Below are 17118 nucleotides of genomic sequence, written 5' to 3' on the forward strand. Positions count from 1 at the left end.
TTAACCTGAGCGTCAAAATAGGAAGGAGTAAAATATCATGGCTTATAAACATATATTAGTCGCAGTGGATTTATCACCTGAAAGTGAAGTTCTTGTCGAGAAAGCGGTCTCTATGGCAAGGCCATATAATGCTCAAATCTCTTTGATTCATGTTGGTATTAACTATTCTGATCTATATACAGGGTTGGTTGACATTAATATGAATGATATGAAAGACAAAATCACAGAAGATGCACACATTGCTTTGAATAAACTGGCTGATGATGCAGGATATCCTATTGCACACACACTTTCAGGAAATGGTGAATTTGGTCAAGTATTAATTGAAGCAATTCACGAATATGGCGCAGATCTTGTTGTATGTGGTCATCATCAGGATTTTTGGAGCAAGTTAATGTCTTCTGCTCGTCAATTAATCAATAATACTCATATTGATACACTGATTGTTCCATTAAAAGACGAAGAACCATCAGAAGAATCTGCTAAATGAAATTTAAATATTAGCCCGCTTTTTTAGCGGGTTTTTTATAAAAGTTATTTTGCATTATTGTCAAGAAGTTTCAGGTTAACTATACGTTTAAGTAAAATTATTTATTTACCACTTTTTGCATATTTATCATATTGATTATGAGAATATACTCGTATCTATATTGTCTTTAAGCCTATAAGGAGTTTTTACTATGAATATTGCTTTAGTTACTGGCGCTTCCTCTGGATTTGGACAAGCTATTTGCTGCAAGCTAATAGCAGATGGCTATAAAGTTATTGGTGTCGCTAGGCGAACCGATAAACTACAAAAGATAGCTGATGAATTAGGTTCAAACTTCTTACCATTGTCTTTAGATGTAACAAAAAAAGATGCGGTGGAATCAATTTTGTTACAACTTCCTAAAGAGTTCCAACCAATTGATATTTTAATTAATAATGCTGGATTAGCTTTAGGATTAGAGCCAGCATACCAAGCAGACTATAATGATTGGGAAACCATGATTGAAACCAATATAATAGGCTTAGTACATTTAACTCACCAAATTTTGCCAGGAATGGTCGAACGTAATTTTGGATATATTATTAACCTTGGTTCAGTAGCTGGTAGTTATGCTTATAAAGGTGGTAATGTTTATGGTGCATCGAAAGCATTTGTTAAGCAGTTTAGTGCAAATTTACGAACAGATCTTTTAGGAAAAAAAATTAGAGTTACCAATATTGAGCCAGGTTTGTGTGGTGGTACAGAATTTTCAAATGTACGGTTTCATGGAAATGATGAACAAGCGGCGGAAGTATATAAAGGTGTAGATTATATCACGCCCGAAGATATAGCAAATACCGTATCTTGGTTAGTTAATACACCAACGCACTTTAATGTTAACTCAATTGAGATAATGCCTGTTGCACAAGCTTCAGCCGGATTATCTGTTTGCAAGGATTTATAATAATAAACTTATTAGCTATTAATTGGTATATGCTGTTTATTAAAAGTAAAAAACTATGTTTAATAAACAAAATACACTTGCACTTCTGCTGACGGGTTGCTATTCTTTCATCTTGTGATTTTGATTGGGGTTTATTGCAATGACATTTTCTGAAGTAACGAAAACATTTGCGACAAGTTTGCCGGGTACGGATAGTTATGTAAAACTACGCAAGGCAATGAGAGCATTAATTCAAGAAGATCCGAAAAATGCATCGGTCTATTTTTTGATCTTTGGGTTTGCCCGTACTTATGTCATGTTATATGAAGATCAGGAAGTATCACCGCAGTTTGCCGAAGACAATCAAAAATTAATGTTGTCGTACCTCAATATTCTTGATGAAGCGTTAAATAAACAAGATGCGCAAAGTATATATCAAGCTTTGAATAAAGTTGTTAATGAGTACGAAAACAGCAAAAAAGTTTTTTAGAATTACAGCCTGACATGAAAATGTCGGGCTGTTTTGTTTAGAGTTTAAGTGAAAAAGTTTTAGGAAAAATAATGATTATTTCAATCCGTATGACAGGCATTATTGGCACCTTAGGTACTATTACGCGATCTAGGGCGGGTTGATTTTTCCCAAAAAATATAAAAAACCCGCCCCTAAAAGGCGGGTTTTTTTATTGTGTAATAAATATTTTTATTAAAATTTAACTATAGTTTGAAAATAAAATTATAACTAATGTTATAACACTAAAGGGTTTTCATAATACCTATCGATGTAAAAAAGTCGAATAATTGTATTTTGAATCGTAATGGCATAAATAAAAAAGATAAGTAAGGTGTGATATGAAAGTTTTAAAATTTGGAGGAACATCTGTTGCTAACGCAGAACGTTTTTTGCGAGTAGCGGAGATAATTGAAAATAATGCTAAACAAGAACAAACAGCGACTGTTTTATCAGCACCTGCTAAAATCACTAATCATTTAGTTGCAATGGTTGAAAAAACAGTTGCCGGACAAGAAATCAAAAACAATATTTATGATGCGGAAAAAATTTTTGCTGATTTATTAGCGGGGCTTGCAAAAGTACAACCTAATTTTGCTTATGAAGAAATGAAACGTTTTGCGTTAAATGAATTAAATCATATTAAGCAATTGCTGGAAGGAATTCGCTTATTAGGTCAATGCCCAGATAGTATTAATGCATCAATTATTTGTCGTGGTGAAAAACTGTCAATTACTATTATGCAAGAGCTGCTTAAGGCGAAAGGTCACACCATTACCGTAATCGATCCTGTTGCAATGCTTATTGCTGAAGGTGGCTACTTAGAATCTACGGTTGATATTCCCGAATCAAGTCATCGAATTGCACAGATGTGCATTCCACAGCAAAATATTATTTTAATGCCTGGATTTACAGCGGGTAATGACAAAGGGGAGTTGGTTGTACTTGGTCGTAATGGTTCTGATTATTCGGCTGCAGTTCTTGCAGCTTGTTTAAGAGCAAATAGCTGTGAAATTTGGACCGATGTTGATGGTGTTTACACTTGTGATCCTCGCACTGTTCCTGATGCCAAATTACTAAAAACTATGTCATATCAAGAAGCGATGGAACTTTCTTATTTTGGCGCTAAAGTTCTTCATCCTAGAACCATTTTACCTATTGCACAGTTCCAAATTCCATGTTTAATAAAAAATACCAATAACCCTGATGCACCAGGTACACTTATTGGCGCCAATGTTGTTGATTCAACCACTCCTGTAAAAGGGATTACTAATTTAAATAATATGGCGATGATTAACGTTTCTGGTCCTGGTCTAAAAGGCATGGTTGGTATGTCGGCTCGGGTTTTTTCGGCGATGTCTTACGCAGGTATATCTGTTGTTCTTATTACACAATCATCATCTGAATACAGTATCAGTTTTTGTGTACCACAATCTGAACTTTATCGTGCAGAAGAAGCTTTAAGTGATGAATTCTTCTTAGAATTAAAAGATGGATTACTTGAACCAATTGAAATTATTGAAAGACTGGCTATTATCTCAGTTGTGGGCGATGGTATGCGCACATTACGTGGATTATCAGCCAATTTCTTTACTGCATTAGCTAGAGCAAATATTAACATTGTCGCTATTGCACAAGGATCATCTGAACGTTCAATTTCAGTTGTGGTTGATAATGATGTTGCGGTAATGGGCGTACGAGTTGCTCATCAAATGCTATTTGGAACAGATAAAATGCTTGATGTTTTTGTAATTGGTGTTGGTGGTGTGGGTGGCGCACTTGTCGATCAAATTGGTCGCCAACAAAAATGGCTTAAAAACAAACAGATTGATTTACGGGTATGCGGTTTATTTAATTCAAAACATAGCGTGCTTAATCGAGATGGTATTATTCTTGATAATTGGCGTGAACAAATCAAACAGAGTGAAATGAAATACACATTAGATAGTATTATTGAATTTGCCAAAAATAACCGACTGCTTAACCCAATTCTAGTCGATTGTACTTCAAGTAGCGAAGTATCCGACAAATATGCTGACTTTTTAGCTAATGGTTTCCATGTGGTTACTCCAAATAAAAAAGCAAATACCAGCTCTATGGCCTATTATTTACGCTTACGCCAAGAAGCTGCAAAAAGTAAACGCAAATTCCTATATGATACCAATGTAGGTGCAGGCTTACCGGTAATTGAAAACTTACAAAATTTACTAAATGCGGGTGATGAGCTTATTAAATTTTCAGGGATATTATCAGGTTCGCTTTCTTTCATTTTCGGTAAGCTTGATGAAGGAATGTCATTGTCTGAAGCAACTAAACTAGCTAAAGAGAAAGGTTTTACTGAGCCAGATCCTCGGGATGATTTATCTGGAACAGATGTTGCTAGAAAATTACTTATTTTAGCGCGAGAAGCTGGATTACAACTTGAGCTCGATCAAATTAATGTTGAATCTGTTTTACCCGCTGAATATTCCCAAGGCAATATTGATGAGTTTATGACCAAATTACCGCAATTAGATGCTGAATTTAAAGCAAAATCTGAACAAGCAGCCAAAAACGGAAAAGTATTACGATATGTTGGTAGTATCGAAAATAATCAATGTAGTGTTAAAATTGAAGCAGTTGATAGTGAAGACCCTCTTTATAAAGTTAAGAATGGCGAAAATGCTTTAGCATTTTATACTCGTTATTATCAACCAATTCCATTAGTACTACGTGGTTATGGGGCGGGTAATGACGTGACTGCAGCGGGTGTTTTTGCTGATATTTTACGCACTACATCAGGTAAAATCGGAGGTTAAATGAGTCATAAATCTTTAACAGTATATGCGCCAGCATCAATGGCGAATATCAGTGTTGGTTTTGATATTTTAGGTGCTGCCATTAATCCGATTAGTGGTGTGATGTTGGGTGATCTGATCACAGTTGAAACCGCAACAGAATTCTCTCTTACTTGTAAAGGAATATTTGTTCAAAAGTTACCACGCGATCCTAAATACAATATTGTATATCAATGCTGGCAGCGTTTTTGTGAAGCGATGGGTAAAACGCTCCCAGTTAGTATGACACTTGAAAAAAATATGCCTATTGGTTCAGGATTAGGATCCAGTGCATGTTCAGTAGTAGGGGCATTGGTTGCTTTAAATGAATTTTTTGATAAGCCATTTAGTGAGTTTGAAATGCTTTCTATGATGGGAGAACTTGAAGGTCGGATTTCTGGAAGCGTTCATTACGATAATGTTGCACCCTGTTATTTGGGAGGAATGCAACTTATCCTTGATGAAATGGGGATTATTAGTGAATCCATTCCACATTTTGACAATTGGTATTGGGTGATGGCCTATCCAGGTATAAAGGTATCGACAGCTCAAGCACGAGCTATTTTGCCTGCACAATATCAAAAAGCGGATTGCGTCGCTCATGGTCGATATGTTGGTGGTTTTATTCACGCTTGTTACACAAATCAACCAAAACTTGCTGCAACAATGCTGCGCGATAATATTGCAGAACCTTATCGTAAACAACTATTACCTAACTTTGATGAAACGCAAAATCGGGTAAAACAACTTGGTGCTTTAGCATCGGGTATTTCTGGATCAGGACCGACCATGTTTGTCATTGCTGACAAACTTGAAACAGCGCAGCAAATTGAATTGCTACTGAAAAATTGCTACTTACAAAATGAGGAAGGTTTTACGCATATTTGTAAGATAGATAACCAAGGCGCAAGAGTTATATAACTCTATCTACGATATAAAGCATGAAAGTTTCCAGAGCGTTATCGATAGGTCAATAAATGACTAACAGATAAAGTAAACAATATAAGCATAAAGATAATCGGAAAATATTATGAAATTGTACAACTTAAAAGATCACACACAGCAAGTTAGCTTTGCACAAGCAGTACAACAAGGATTAGGAAGAGGACAAGGTCTATTTTTTCCTCAAGATTTACCAAAATTTTCGCTAAATGAAATTGATGCATTATTAAAACTAGATTTTGTAAGTCGTAGTGCCAAGATTTTATCCGCTTTTATTGGTGATGAAATTGGTGATACTGATATGCATAGATTGGTAAAAAATGCATTTCAGTTTCCTGCTCCAGTCAAATCAGTAGAAAAAGATATAGGTTCATTAGAGTTATACCATGGCCCAACATTAGCCTTTAAAGATTTTGGTGGTCGCTTTATGGCCCAGGCTTTGGTGCAAGTTGCGGCTGATAAAAAAATTACGATTCTAACTGCGACATCCGGCGATACTGGAGCAGCGGTTGCTCATGCATTTTATCATTTACCGAATATTCGAGTAGTGATTTTATATCCAGAAGGAAAAATTAGTCCATTACAAGAAAAGCTATTTTGTACGCTTGGCGATAATATTCATACTATTGCGATACAAAGTGATTTTGATGCTTGCCAAGCGTTAGTTAAAAAAGCATTTGATGATGAAGATTTAAAAACAGCCATTGGCTTAAATTCAGCTAATTCTATTAATATAAGTCGATTATTAGCACAAATTTGTTACTATTTTGAAGCTTTCGCTCAGTTAACCCCAGCACAACGTGAGCAATTAGTGATTTCGGTACCAAGTGGCAATTTTGGTGACTTAACAGCAGGTCTACTTGCTAAGACAATGGGATTACCAATTAAACGTTTCATTGCTGCAACCAACGCCAATGATACTGTGCCACGCTATTTGGAAACAGGTAAGTGGGAACCTCATGCAACGGTAGCAACGCTATCCAATGCTATGGATGTTAGCCAACCTAATAATTGGCCTCGTATTGAGGAGATTTATAAAAGAGAAGGGTGGGCGCTTAAATCACTTGGTCATGCTGCAGTCTCTGATGAAGTATCCAAACAGACGGTACAGGAACTTGACAAAAAAGGTTACCTTTCTGAACCTCATGGTGCAATTGCTTATCGTGCACTGCGTGATCAGTTACAAGAAGGGGAATATGGACTATTTTTAGGTACTGCACATCCAGCTAAATTTAAAGAAGTGGTAGAAGACATTCTTGGTAAATCAATTCCTTTACCGAAAGCACTCGCAGAACGTGCAGATATGACATTGCTTTCCCATTATATGCCAGATGATTTTGCTAAATTGCGTGATTTTTTAATCAAATTAGATTGGTAAATCTTTATTTCCGTCGTTAATTTGGCGACGGAATTTTTGTTTTATTATTTTTTTATTAACTTAATCTATTGGATTATTGTTTAGTTTTCTTATAATTGGTGAGTCCTTAATACCTTTCTAATATTAATATTGAAGCTAAAAATTTTTCCTTAATAGTTTAGATTAGGTAATGCCAATTTCGACTTACCACGAGTTTTTTATTTTAAGAAAATTATGATTTAATGTGTCTGCGTATTTTTTGTTTCTGTTGATGTGTTTACCGTCAATTATTATTGTTGATCTAGATTATAATTATTTGATTTCTTATTCTTTCTAGCTTTTCTTGTTATGCGACCTTAAAACTATAACTAAAAAACGTTAGAATTTTTAAACATTTATCAATGTTATAGCATAGTGGCAATAAATGTAATGAAATGATAAGAATAATAATGTATATATTCATTAATTTAATAGTTTTTTTTATAAATTAATGAGGATTATTTCTTAATTTTAGTTATGTTTAAAATGAATAGAATCATAAATTTATTAATGTAACAACCATTCATTATTGAAACCTTGTTTTAATTGATATTTTCAGCTATTGTAGTGTTAGTTGTGACATTATTAGGATAATTTTATGCACTGTCCGTTTTGTAATGCTGATGATACCAAGGTGATTGATTCACGTCTTGTTGGTGAGGGTTTTCAAGTTCGTCGCCGTCGACAATGTGTAGAATGCAATGAACGTTTTACTACATTTGAAGTTGCTGAATTAATTATGCCTAATGTTATCAAAAGTAATAAAGTTCGTGAGCCGTTCAATGAAGATAAATTACGCAATGGTATAAAACGCGCATTAGAAAAGCGCCCAGTTGGTCTTGATGCAATTGAAGACGCAATTACGCGTATAAAATCAAAAATTAGAGCAACCGGTGAACGTGAAATACCAGCTAAACTTATCGGTAATTATGTTATTGAAGAACTAAAAGATCTAGATAAAGTTGCCTATATCCGTTTTGCTTCAGTCTATTTTAGTTTTCATGATATTGAGCAGTTTAGTAATGAAATTGCTAAACTACAACAAAAATAATTACGTGATATGATTAGCGATAAAGATCAATTTTATATGCAGCAAGCAATTGAGCTTGCTAAACTCGGACGCTTTACTACCCCTCCCAATCCTAATGTCGGTTGTGTTATTGTTAGAGATGATCAGATAATCGGCAAAGGTTATCATCAAAAAGCTGGTGAATCTCATGCAGAGGTTTATGCGCTAAAAATGGCTGGCAATAAGGCACAAGGAGCAACCGCTTATGTGACATTAGAACCATGTAGTCATTTTGGTCGAACTCCTCCCTGTGCTGATGCATTGATAAAAGCAGGTATAACTCGTGTTGTTGTTGCTATGCAAGACCCTAATCCCAATGTTGCGGGTAACGGTATTAAACGATTAAAAGATGCTGGAATTGAAGTTGTTGTTGGTGTTTTATATGAACAAGCTGAAGCCATTAATAAAGGTTTTTTAAAATGTATGCGTACAGGCATACCTTATGTCCAACTTAAACTCGCTTCTTCGTTAGATGGTAAAATTGCTATGGCATCAGGCGAAAGTAAATGGATCACTTCAAGTACAGCAAGACAAGATGTACAACAATATCGAGCTCAAGCCAGTTGTATTTTAAGTACTCGAGCAACGGTTCAGGCTGATAAGGCAAGTTTAACGGTTAGATATGACGAATTACCTAATGAGATTAGAAAAATCTATCCAGCAGAAAATATTCGACAACCGATTCGCATTATCATAGACAGTCAAAATCGATTAACAGGGGATGAAAATATTTTCAGACAATCAGGTGAGACATGGATCGTGCGCAAACAAAATATCCCAATTATTAAACCCAATACCAAGTTAATTATTGAATCTTCACCTCAAAATTACATAGATCTAGTCCAATTATTAAAGGAATTAGGTAAAAATCAGATTAATTCTGTTTGGGTTGAAGCGGGGGCACATCTTGCTGGTGCGTTGATTGAACAAGATTTAGTTGATGAACTCATTATTTATTATGCGCCTAAATTGCTAGGTCATAATGCAAAAGATTTATGTGTATTACCTAATCTTAAAAAATTATCCTTAGCACCCCAATTTCAATTTGAATCCGTAAAAGCAATAGGTGATGATTTAAGGATTATTTTAAAAAGAAAGTAAACTGCTTTGGTCATGATTCAATAAGTTAAATAAGTTAAATAAGTTAAATAAGTTAAATAAGTTAAATAAGATGAAAACTGGAAATAGAAAAGCGATTTAATTGATATGTATGATAAAACAAAATTTAGTATGCTCAATATTGATGATTTTTTTTGTTCAAATCAATATCAAACTTTTGAAGATTTTAGTTACGCTGATGTCCAAGGCATAGGAAAAGGTGGTTATCAAATTCTATTTTTTTATATTTTAGATCGTGTTGAGGCATTATCAATTGAAGAAGTTACAGATAACGCTTTTTTAATTGATAAAGCTAATCAAATTTTAAGTTACCTTGGTTTTGATTTTAAGATTGGTCACCCGTTTGAGTTAACTGATGAATTTAATCATAACTATAGATTTAAAGATAGTATTATTGAAGATCAGATACGTTATTATTATGATTTTGAAGGAATGTTAATTGTTCTAGGTATTACTTGGGAAGGCATTTTGGACTCATTTGAAATGGTTAACAATGAAACAATTATCAATAATCGTCAATCAGATGGAGATAACCTCCCATGAGTTCACATCATTTCTTCTCATGGGATGATTATATTAGTTTCCTTGAAGGATTGTTAATAGTTCTTCTGGTTTTTTAACTGATTGAATTCGCTCTATTGTATTTTCAGCAATAACCGCTCGCGTTAATTGCCGTAAAATATCTAAATGTTCATTATTTTTAGCTGCTATACCGACTACCACATAAGCAATATTGTTATCTTCATCCCATTTTATGCCTTGCGGATAATATATTACTTTCAAACCAGTTTCAATGACACTACTTCGTTTATCTGTAGTGCCATGTGGAATGGCAATACCGTTACCCAAAAATGTGGAAATTTGTGCATCACGGTCAAACATGGCTTGAGTATAGTCATCTTTGACTAAACCAGATTTAATCATGTTTTCTGCTACAGCTTGAATTGCCTCTGATTTAGAATAATATCCATTAATGATTGAAATATCATCGGCTGTTAATTTTAAATTGCTCATTTTATTTCCTTGTTGATTTAGATAAATAGAATATTAAATGATATATCAAAGGGTTAATTATTTAATTGTTTTAGTCGCTATTTGTCGGTTTTGATGAATACGCAATAAACCTAACAATATTGCTCCAACTAATGCCCCAGTAAAAATACAACCGACCCATAAAAATGGTTTATTGACTAACGGAAGTACTAAGAAACCACCATGAGGTGCAGGTACTTGTATTTGACTAATAAATGTTAATACTGATGCGATAGCTGAAGATAACATCATAATAGGAATTACGCGTAGTGGATCTTTTGCTGCGAATGGAATGGCTCCTTCGGTGATATGGGTTGCTCCTAAAATATAATTTACTAAACCTGCGGCACGTTCTTCTTCAGTAAAAGCCTTACCTCGAAAAATAGTAGTGGAAAAAGAGATAACAAAAGGAGGAACAATACAAGCAGCTGAAACACCCGCCATAAAGTAGAAGTTGCCCTCACCTAATAACATCGTACCTGTTACATAGGCAGCTTTATTAACAGGCCCACCAAAGTCGAATGAACACATTGCTCCAATAACCATACCAAGTAAAACAGGATTAGCAGATTGTAATGACTCGAGGAATGATTTCATTGCATTGTTAATATCTGCTATTGGACCACCCAGTAAGAACATCCCTGCGCCGATTACAAATACACCAATTAATGGCATAATAAATATGGATTTAAGGCCTTCAAATGAACGAGGTAGTCCATCAAGTAATTTTTTGACAAAAAGCATCAAGTAACCAGCAGCAAAGCCAGCTATAATGCCCCCTAAGAATCCTGCACCAGTGACATTGGCTATTAATCCGCCAACAAACCCAGCAACCATCGCAGGCCTTCCGCCTATTGAGTAAGCAATAAAACCAGTAAAGATTGGTACCATTATGCCAAATGCTTGTCCTCCTATTTTCATTAATAACGCTGCAAACTCATTGTATTGAGCATTATTGGGATCGGCAGAATAGATTCCCCATAAAAATGATAAAGCAATCAAGACTCCACCAGCTACCACAAAAGGCAACATGTTTGATACACCACTCATTAAATGTTTATAGATTTGACGTCCAATCGACTCTTTTACTACCACTTGATTTGATGATGTCGTGTTAGTAGTACTATTTTGCGTCCCTTTACGAATAGGAATCGTTCCAGAAGTAATTTGTTCAATTAATGTTGCGGCTTTATGAATACCATCTTTAACGGGAACTTCAATAACAGGTAATCCATTAAATCGATCGGGATTGACGTCTTTATCTGCTGCGATAATTACGCCAATGGCATTTGCAATATCAGCATCAGTAATAGCATTATCAACACCTCCAGCACCATTTGTTTCAACTTTTATTTCTATTCCTGCTTTTTGGGCTGCAGTTTTCAACGCTTCTTCTGCCATATAAGTATGGGCAATGCCTGTTGGGCATCCTGTAACGGCTAATATTTTCTTCATAACATTCCCCTTTTATTTAATTTTGGTTACTGCTAGTTTGTCCATATAGACGTTGATTTTATCAAGTAAACCTAAGCCATCTGATTCGGCAACATTAGCGCCCGTTGCGGAAGCCTTTTTCATTGCATTCTCAATATTTCCTTGTTCTGGTAACCACTCGCTTAAAAAAGCTGCCAGTGATGCATCACCCGCACAAGCAGAGCTAACCAATTTGATTGTAACGGCATTGCAAAACCAAATGTGTTGCCTATTTGAAAAATAGAGACCTTTAGATCCCATCGTTAATAAAATATTTTGAGCACCGAATGAGTGCACTGTTTCTATAGCTGTAATGACTTGTTCAATTGTTTGGGTTTTTAATCCAAAAATATCATTTAATTCATCATCATTTGGTTTAATTAACAAAGGATGATAAGTGAGTAATTGTTTTAATTTTGGATGGCTGATGTCTAAAATAACTTGTATATTCTGTTTATGACATAACTCTATGATAGATTGGTAATAATCAGATTCAATATTATTTGGTAAACTACCACTAATGACCAAATAACTATTTTTTTCAAGATTACAGATAATATTTAGCATTTCTGCCTTTTTGTTATCTGGAACAAAGGGGCCTTTACCAACTAATTTATATTCTTTCTGTCCATCATTAATAAAAACATTAATACGTGTGATATCGTCAATAAAGCAAGGCATTGTTTGAATTTGCATCTTAGTTAATTCTTCAACGATATATTTACCGGTAAATCCTCCAAAAAATCCTAATGCACACGTTGGTTTGTTAAATTTATGCAACACTATTGAAACATTGACTGCTTTGCCATTTGGACTGTATTCAGTATGTGATGTACGATTGACAGAATATGGAATTAATCCTTGGCAATGTATATTCATATCAATCGCAGTATTAAGTGTTAATGTATAGATCATTATATTGGCCTCTACAATTTACCTGCACATCCACAAGTAGTGATAATTTTTTTAACAATCTCTTTCATTGCCGCTTTTGCGGGTTTCATATAATGACGAGGATCATTAGCATCTGGATGCTCAATAAAATATTCTTTTAATGCATCAGAAAAAGCTATTTTCAATTCTGTTGCTACATTGACTTTACATATACCCCGTTTAATACATTCACGAACATCTTTATCAGGAACACCTGAAGCGCCATGTAGTACCAGTGGAATATCTACCATAGAACGGATCTCTGATAAACGCTCAAAGTCAAGTTTTGGTTCAGATTTATAAAGCCCATGAGCTGTGCCTATTGCAATTGCAAGTGAATCAATACCTGTCTTTTCAATAAAATCTACCGCTTGTTTGGGATTTGTATATAAGGCATCTTTAGCATCGACCATGAGATCATCTTCTATTCCGCCAAGGCGTCCTAGTTCTGCTTCAACACTGACATCATAACGGTGAGCATATTCAACAACTTGTTTTACGATGGCAATATTCTCTTCATATGGAAAATGTGAACCATCGATCATTACCGATCTTATGCCAGCGTTAATTTTGTAAGCGATATCGTTATATTCTTCATGGTGATCTAGATGCACAGCTAAAGGAATGTTGTGTTTTTTCGATAACTCTTCAGCAATGGCGATGATATTTTCCGTACCAGCATAACTATAGGTACCGGGTGTTCCAGCTAAGATAACTGGAGACTGTAATTCAGAAACTGTTTCAACAACAACTTGTATCGTTTCTAAATTATGGATATTAAAGGCAGGAACAGCATAATGTTCTTTTTGTGCTTTTTTTAACATGTTATGACTGGAAATGATAGACATGTGTTTTCTCCTTAAATTTCTAAAAATTGTAAAAAATTATAACTTTCAATTCGAAACTTATAATTTAAAATTATGCTTACAAAACGAAAGTTGTGCTAGTGTTAATCGCGTGAGGAAGATCACAAAAATGGATTTTAATATTCAAAAAATAATAAATTTGTTGCCAAAATTTAGTTTTGGCGGTTAACTATTTATTACCTAGATTAGGTTGTAAGAACAATATAATTATTCTTGATTTTTTTAAAGAATTAAGTAATTATTCGATCAATTGATATTGACCACTAGTATGATAAATTTTATTATCTTTGTTTTAATAATTATCAGTTATATAGGAAGTAAAATTTGGCTAGAGCGTCTTCAGCCCTACTAAAACGACGATTAGATATTGCCGAAATCGTACGCAAACAAGGTGAAGTAAAAGTGGATAAGTTATCTGACATGCTTCGAGTCTCGAATGTTACGATTCGACAAGATTTAACTTATTTGGAACAACAAGGATATCTAAAACGTTCTTTTGGGGGAGCGATTTATATTTCACCTGAGAATTTGATTAATCATACAACTATTGAACCACTAAATTACACTAATATAGGTATGGAAAGAGGTGAAATAGATTTAGTAAAAAATTGTTTAAACTATATTAATGATGGCGATACTCTTTTTTTAAGTCATGGCAATTTGATTCGAAAACTTATTCCTTTTTTGCATAACAAAAAGTCATTAAGATTGATTATGAATGACATTAATAATGCTCAATTAGTTAAAGAATTTTCTGATGCAGAAGTTATTCTTGTTGGAGGTGTTTTACAAGATGGAAATACTCTTCAAAATAGTAATACATTAACTCCTATCCTTAATCAATTTCATATTTCGCATTTCATTTTTGAACTAGCAGCTATTAATGATAATAATCATTTGATTATAGAAAATAGTGAACAACAAAATACGTATCAACAGATATTTAAAAATGCTGATCACACCATCGGTGTTTTGCCTCAACGATTTTTATTACCTGATAACTATAGTATTGGAAAATTGAAACATATGGATGTCGTAATATTATCAAAAGCAGCTGTTACTGAATATCATCAACAATTAATAGATTCAGATTTTAAGCAACGTGCTATAAACAAATACTGCATAACTTATCACAATTCAAAGGTAACTTAATATGCAATTTAAAATTTGTACTATTGGAGAATTACTTGTTGAGTTTTTAGCAAAAAAGCAAAATCAACGTTTTGATCAAACTGGTGAATTTATTGGACCTTTCCCAAGTGGCGCACCTGCAATATTTGCCGATCAAGTAGCAAAATTAGGTTTTCCTGTCATTTTTTTTAGCTGTATAGGTAAAGATCCCTTTGGCAATATGTGTATTAAGCGACTTAAGCAAGATGGGGTTATTATTGATGGTATTACTACTCATAATAAGGCGAATACCGGTAGTGCTTTTGTAACTTATAAAGGTTCAAATGATAGAGACTTTATTTTCAATATTCCTAATAGTGCGTGCGGCTTACTTTCGTTCAATCATATCAATGAGAACTTATTAAAAGACTGTAATCATTTACATGTTATGGGCTCATCACTATATTCTTTTCGGGCAATTGATGCGATGCGTAAGGCACTTGACATCATTAAAAGTAAGGGTGGTACAATTTCATTCGATCCTAATTTACGCAAGGAGATGTTTAATATTCAAGAGATGGAGCAATCTTTTGACTATATTATGGAATATACTGATATATTTTTACCAAGTGAGAGTGAAGTCAGTTATTTCGCTAGTAGTAACGATGAAAGTGAAGATCAAACAATGTTTGCATTGCTCAATAAGGGTATTAAACACATTGTGGTAAAAAAAGGTAGTAAAGGTGCTAATTATTATGGTCGAGACGATAACAATAATTTATTAACATTGCATGTTGACGGCTTTATTACAACACCGGTTGATCCAACTGGAGCGGGGGATTGTTTTGGTGCGACATTTATCAGTCTGATGTTGGCAGGGTATTCAGTTGAGCAGGCATTGCAATATGCTAATGCAAGTGGTGCGTTAGCGGTATCGAAAACAGGCCCAATGGAAGGAACTTCTACATTTGCTGAATTAAAACAATTTATAGCTAAATATGAGCAATAAATGAAAGTATTGTATTATTATTCAAAAAAAAATTTAGGTAAAAAAAATCCCAATAACAAAGTTATTGGGAAAACATAAGGAATAGGAAAACAATGAAATAAATGCATTGTCGAACGTTAGTATGCACTTTTTTTCCAAAAATGTATGTAAAAATAACTAAATTATTAATTAAATGGTTAGTATTTATATTGTTAATTAAATGTAAAACACAAAAGGCTTTCTAATAAATTCAAATTTATTAAATAATTATTCATAAAAATATTTCTAATAACGAATTTAAAAATAGTTTACCTCGTTCAGTTAGTTGCCAACCCAGTTCATTTTCAATTAAATAATTCTGTTCAATAGCAAAATTAATTTGTTTGTTTACAGTCTGTATAGGTAAAAAAGTTCGTTGCTCAAATTCATGTTTAGGTACAATTTCAAATAACCGAAAACGATTCATAAAAAATTCAAATGGTAATTCTTCTTTTGCAACAATATAAGATCTATCTAAATAACGTCCTTCCAAATAACCTCTAGGATGACGTGTTTTTATTGTACGAATAATCTCACCATTCGATCGCGTAATCTTGCCATGAGCTCCACAACCAATACCTAAATAATCGCCGAAACGCCAATAATTTAAATTATGTTGACATTGAAAATCTGGTTTAGCATAAGCTGAAGTTTCATATTGTTGGTATCCATGATCTGTTAACAATTGGTGACCTTGTTGATAAATTTCCCATAGATTATCGTCATCTGGTAATACAGGTGGTTTAGAACCAAATAATGTATTGGGCTCTATCGTTAATTGATACCATGATAAATGGGGAGGAGCAATCTCAATTGCTTGTTTCAAATCATATAAAGCATCATCCACACTTTGATTAGGTAAACCGTGCATTAAATCTAAATTAAAGCTATGTAAATTTAGGTTATGAGCAAGGGTACCTGCATTTATGGCTTCCTCTGGATTATGTATACGCCCTAAGTTTTTAAGTTTATTGGCTTGAAAACTTTGAACACCAATTGAAATTCGATTAATTCCTGCTTGTTGATAACCATTAAATCTATCCACATCAACAGAATTGGGGTTAGCTTCAATTGTGATTTCTGCATCCTTGTTTATCGGAATGATTTGGTTAACCTTTGTCAAAAGTTTAGCAATTAGTTCAGCAGAAAACAGGCTTGGTGTACCGCCACCAATGAAAATTGAGTGAATTGAACGATCAGAGCACAGAACAACATCTTGTTGCAGATCTTTAATCAAATTATCAATATATGCTTCATAATCAGGGATTTTTTTCACAGTATGTGAATTAAAATCACAATAAGGACATTTTTGCACACACCATGGCATATGAATATATAGGCTTATTGGGATTTTATACTGAAACATATACATTTCCTGAAACTTTTTGACAAATAATAAATGATGATTTAATGAG

General features: G+C 33.9%; 16 protein-coding genes. 11 read left to right on the plus strand and 5 right to left on the minus strand.

From position 1 onward, the window contains the following. The first annotated feature begins 37 nt into the window (after positions 1-37). From uspA to H3T96_RS01350, 9 genes are all read left to right on the plus strand, one after another. Positions 38-490, plus strand: coding sequence for a universal stress protein UspA (gene uspA / locus H3T96_RS01310; RefSeq protein WP_039129723.1), 453 nt, complete (start codon positions 38-40; stop codon positions 488-490). A 190-nt stretch (positions 491-680) separates the two neighbouring features. After that, positions 681-1433, plus strand: a complete 753-nt coding sequence (locus tag H3T96_RS01315) for an SDR family oxidoreductase (RefSeq protein ID WP_065737725.1) — start codon at positions 681-683, stop codon at positions 1431-1433. A 139-nt stretch (positions 1434-1572) separates the two neighbouring features. After that, on the plus strand, positions 1573-1902 hold the full coding sequence (locus H3T96_RS01320) for a hypothetical protein (protein ID WP_025314694.1): 330 nt from the start codon (positions 1573-1575) through the stop codon (positions 1900-1902). Between the two features lie 359 nt (positions 1903-2261). After that, positions 2262-4718: a bifunctional aspartate kinase/homoserine dehydrogenase I gene (gene thrA / locus H3T96_RS01325; protein WP_039128552.1), complete on the plus strand. Its 2457-nt coding sequence runs from the start codon at positions 2262-2264 to the stop codon at positions 4716-4718. Beyond that, positions 4719-5657: a homoserine kinase gene (gene thrB, locus H3T96_RS01330; RefSeq protein ID WP_086326973.1), complete on the plus strand. Its 939-nt coding sequence runs from the start codon at positions 4719-4721 to the stop codon at positions 5655-5657. It begins immediately after the preceding gene. A gap of 109 nt (positions 5658-5766) precedes the next feature. Continuing rightward, complete coding sequence (gene thrC, locus H3T96_RS01335; RefSeq protein WP_144091808.1) at positions 5767-7056, plus strand: threonine synthase; 1290 nt, start codon at positions 5767-5769, stop codon at positions 7054-7056. Between the two features lie 616 nt (positions 7057-7672). Next, complete coding sequence (gene nrdR, locus H3T96_RS01340; protein ID WP_039129891.1) at positions 7673-8125, plus strand: transcriptional regulator NrdR; 453 nt, start codon at positions 7673-7675, stop codon at positions 8123-8125. 9 nt (positions 8126-8134) lie between these two features. Continuing rightward, entirely contained in the window at positions 8135-9244 is a 1110-nt protein-coding gene (gene ribD, locus H3T96_RS01345) for a bifunctional diaminohydroxyphosphoribosylaminopyrimidine deaminase/5-amino-6-(5-phosphoribosylamino)uracil reductase RibD (protein ID WP_144091809.1), read from the plus strand. Between the two features lie 105 nt (positions 9245-9349). Then, positions 9350-9805, plus strand: coding sequence for a hypothetical protein (locus tag H3T96_RS01350; RefSeq protein ID WP_144091810.1), 456 nt, complete (start codon positions 9350-9352; stop codon positions 9803-9805). Positions 9806-9838: 33 nt separating this feature from the next. Here H3T96_RS01350 and H3T96_RS01355 read toward each other — a convergent pair whose 3' ends face one another. The 4 genes from H3T96_RS01355 to H3T96_RS01370 are packed head-to-tail and all read right to left on the minus strand — an operon-like array spanning position 9839 to position 13548. Continuing rightward, the gene (locus tag H3T96_RS01355; RefSeq protein ID WP_086326905.1) at positions 9839-10276 is read right to left on the minus strand and encodes a PTS sugar transporter subunit IIA; all 438 of its coding nucleotides are present in this window, start codon (positions 10274-10276) and stop codon (positions 9839-9841) included. Positions 10277-10333: 57 nt separating this feature from the next. Further along, the gene (locus H3T96_RS01360) at positions 10334-11749 is read right to left on the minus strand and encodes a PTS fructose transporter subunit IIC (RefSeq protein ID WP_144091811.1); all 1416 of its coding nucleotides are present in this window, start codon (positions 11747-11749) and stop codon (positions 10334-10336) included. A 12-nt stretch (positions 11750-11761) separates the two neighbouring features. After that, on the minus strand, positions 11762-12682 hold the full coding sequence (gene pfkB, locus H3T96_RS01365; protein WP_144091812.1) for a 1-phosphofructokinase: 921 nt from the start codon (positions 12680-12682) through the stop codon (positions 11762-11764). 11 nt (positions 12683-12693) lie between these two features. Further along, positions 12694-13548 (minus strand): tagatose bisphosphate family class II aldolase, encoded by an 855-nt coding sequence (locus H3T96_RS01370; protein ID WP_086326902.1) that lies wholly within the window; start codon positions 13546-13548, stop codon positions 12694-12696. A 342-nt stretch (positions 13549-13890) separates the two neighbouring features. On the opposite strand from H3T96_RS01370, the gene H3T96_RS01375 reads away from it, so the two are divergent. Both H3T96_RS01375 and H3T96_RS01380 read left to right on the plus strand, forming a co-directional pair. After that, the gene (locus tag H3T96_RS01375; RefSeq protein WP_086326901.1) at positions 13891-14718 is read left to right on the plus strand and encodes a DeoR/GlpR family DNA-binding transcription regulator; all 828 of its coding nucleotides are present in this window, start codon (positions 13891-13893) and stop codon (positions 14716-14718) included. A gap of 1 nt (position 14719) precedes the next feature. After that, positions 14720-15685: a sugar kinase gene (locus H3T96_RS01380; protein WP_065737714.1), complete on the plus strand. Its 966-nt coding sequence runs from the start codon at positions 14720-14722 to the stop codon at positions 15683-15685. 250 nt (positions 15686-15935) lie between these two features. On the opposite strand, the gene hemW is transcribed toward H3T96_RS01380, so the two are convergent. After that, complete coding sequence (hemW, locus tag H3T96_RS01385) at positions 15936-17069, minus strand: radical SAM family heme chaperone HemW (protein ID WP_144091813.1); 1134 nt, start codon at positions 17067-17069, stop codon at positions 15936-15938. Positions 17070-17118 lie beyond the last annotated feature (49 nt).

Source organism: Gilliamella sp. W8136 (assembly GCF_016101285.1).
In the GTDB taxonomy this organism is placed as follows: Bacteria; Pseudomonadota; Gammaproteobacteria; order Enterobacterales; family Orbaceae; genus Gilliamella; species Gilliamella apicola_N.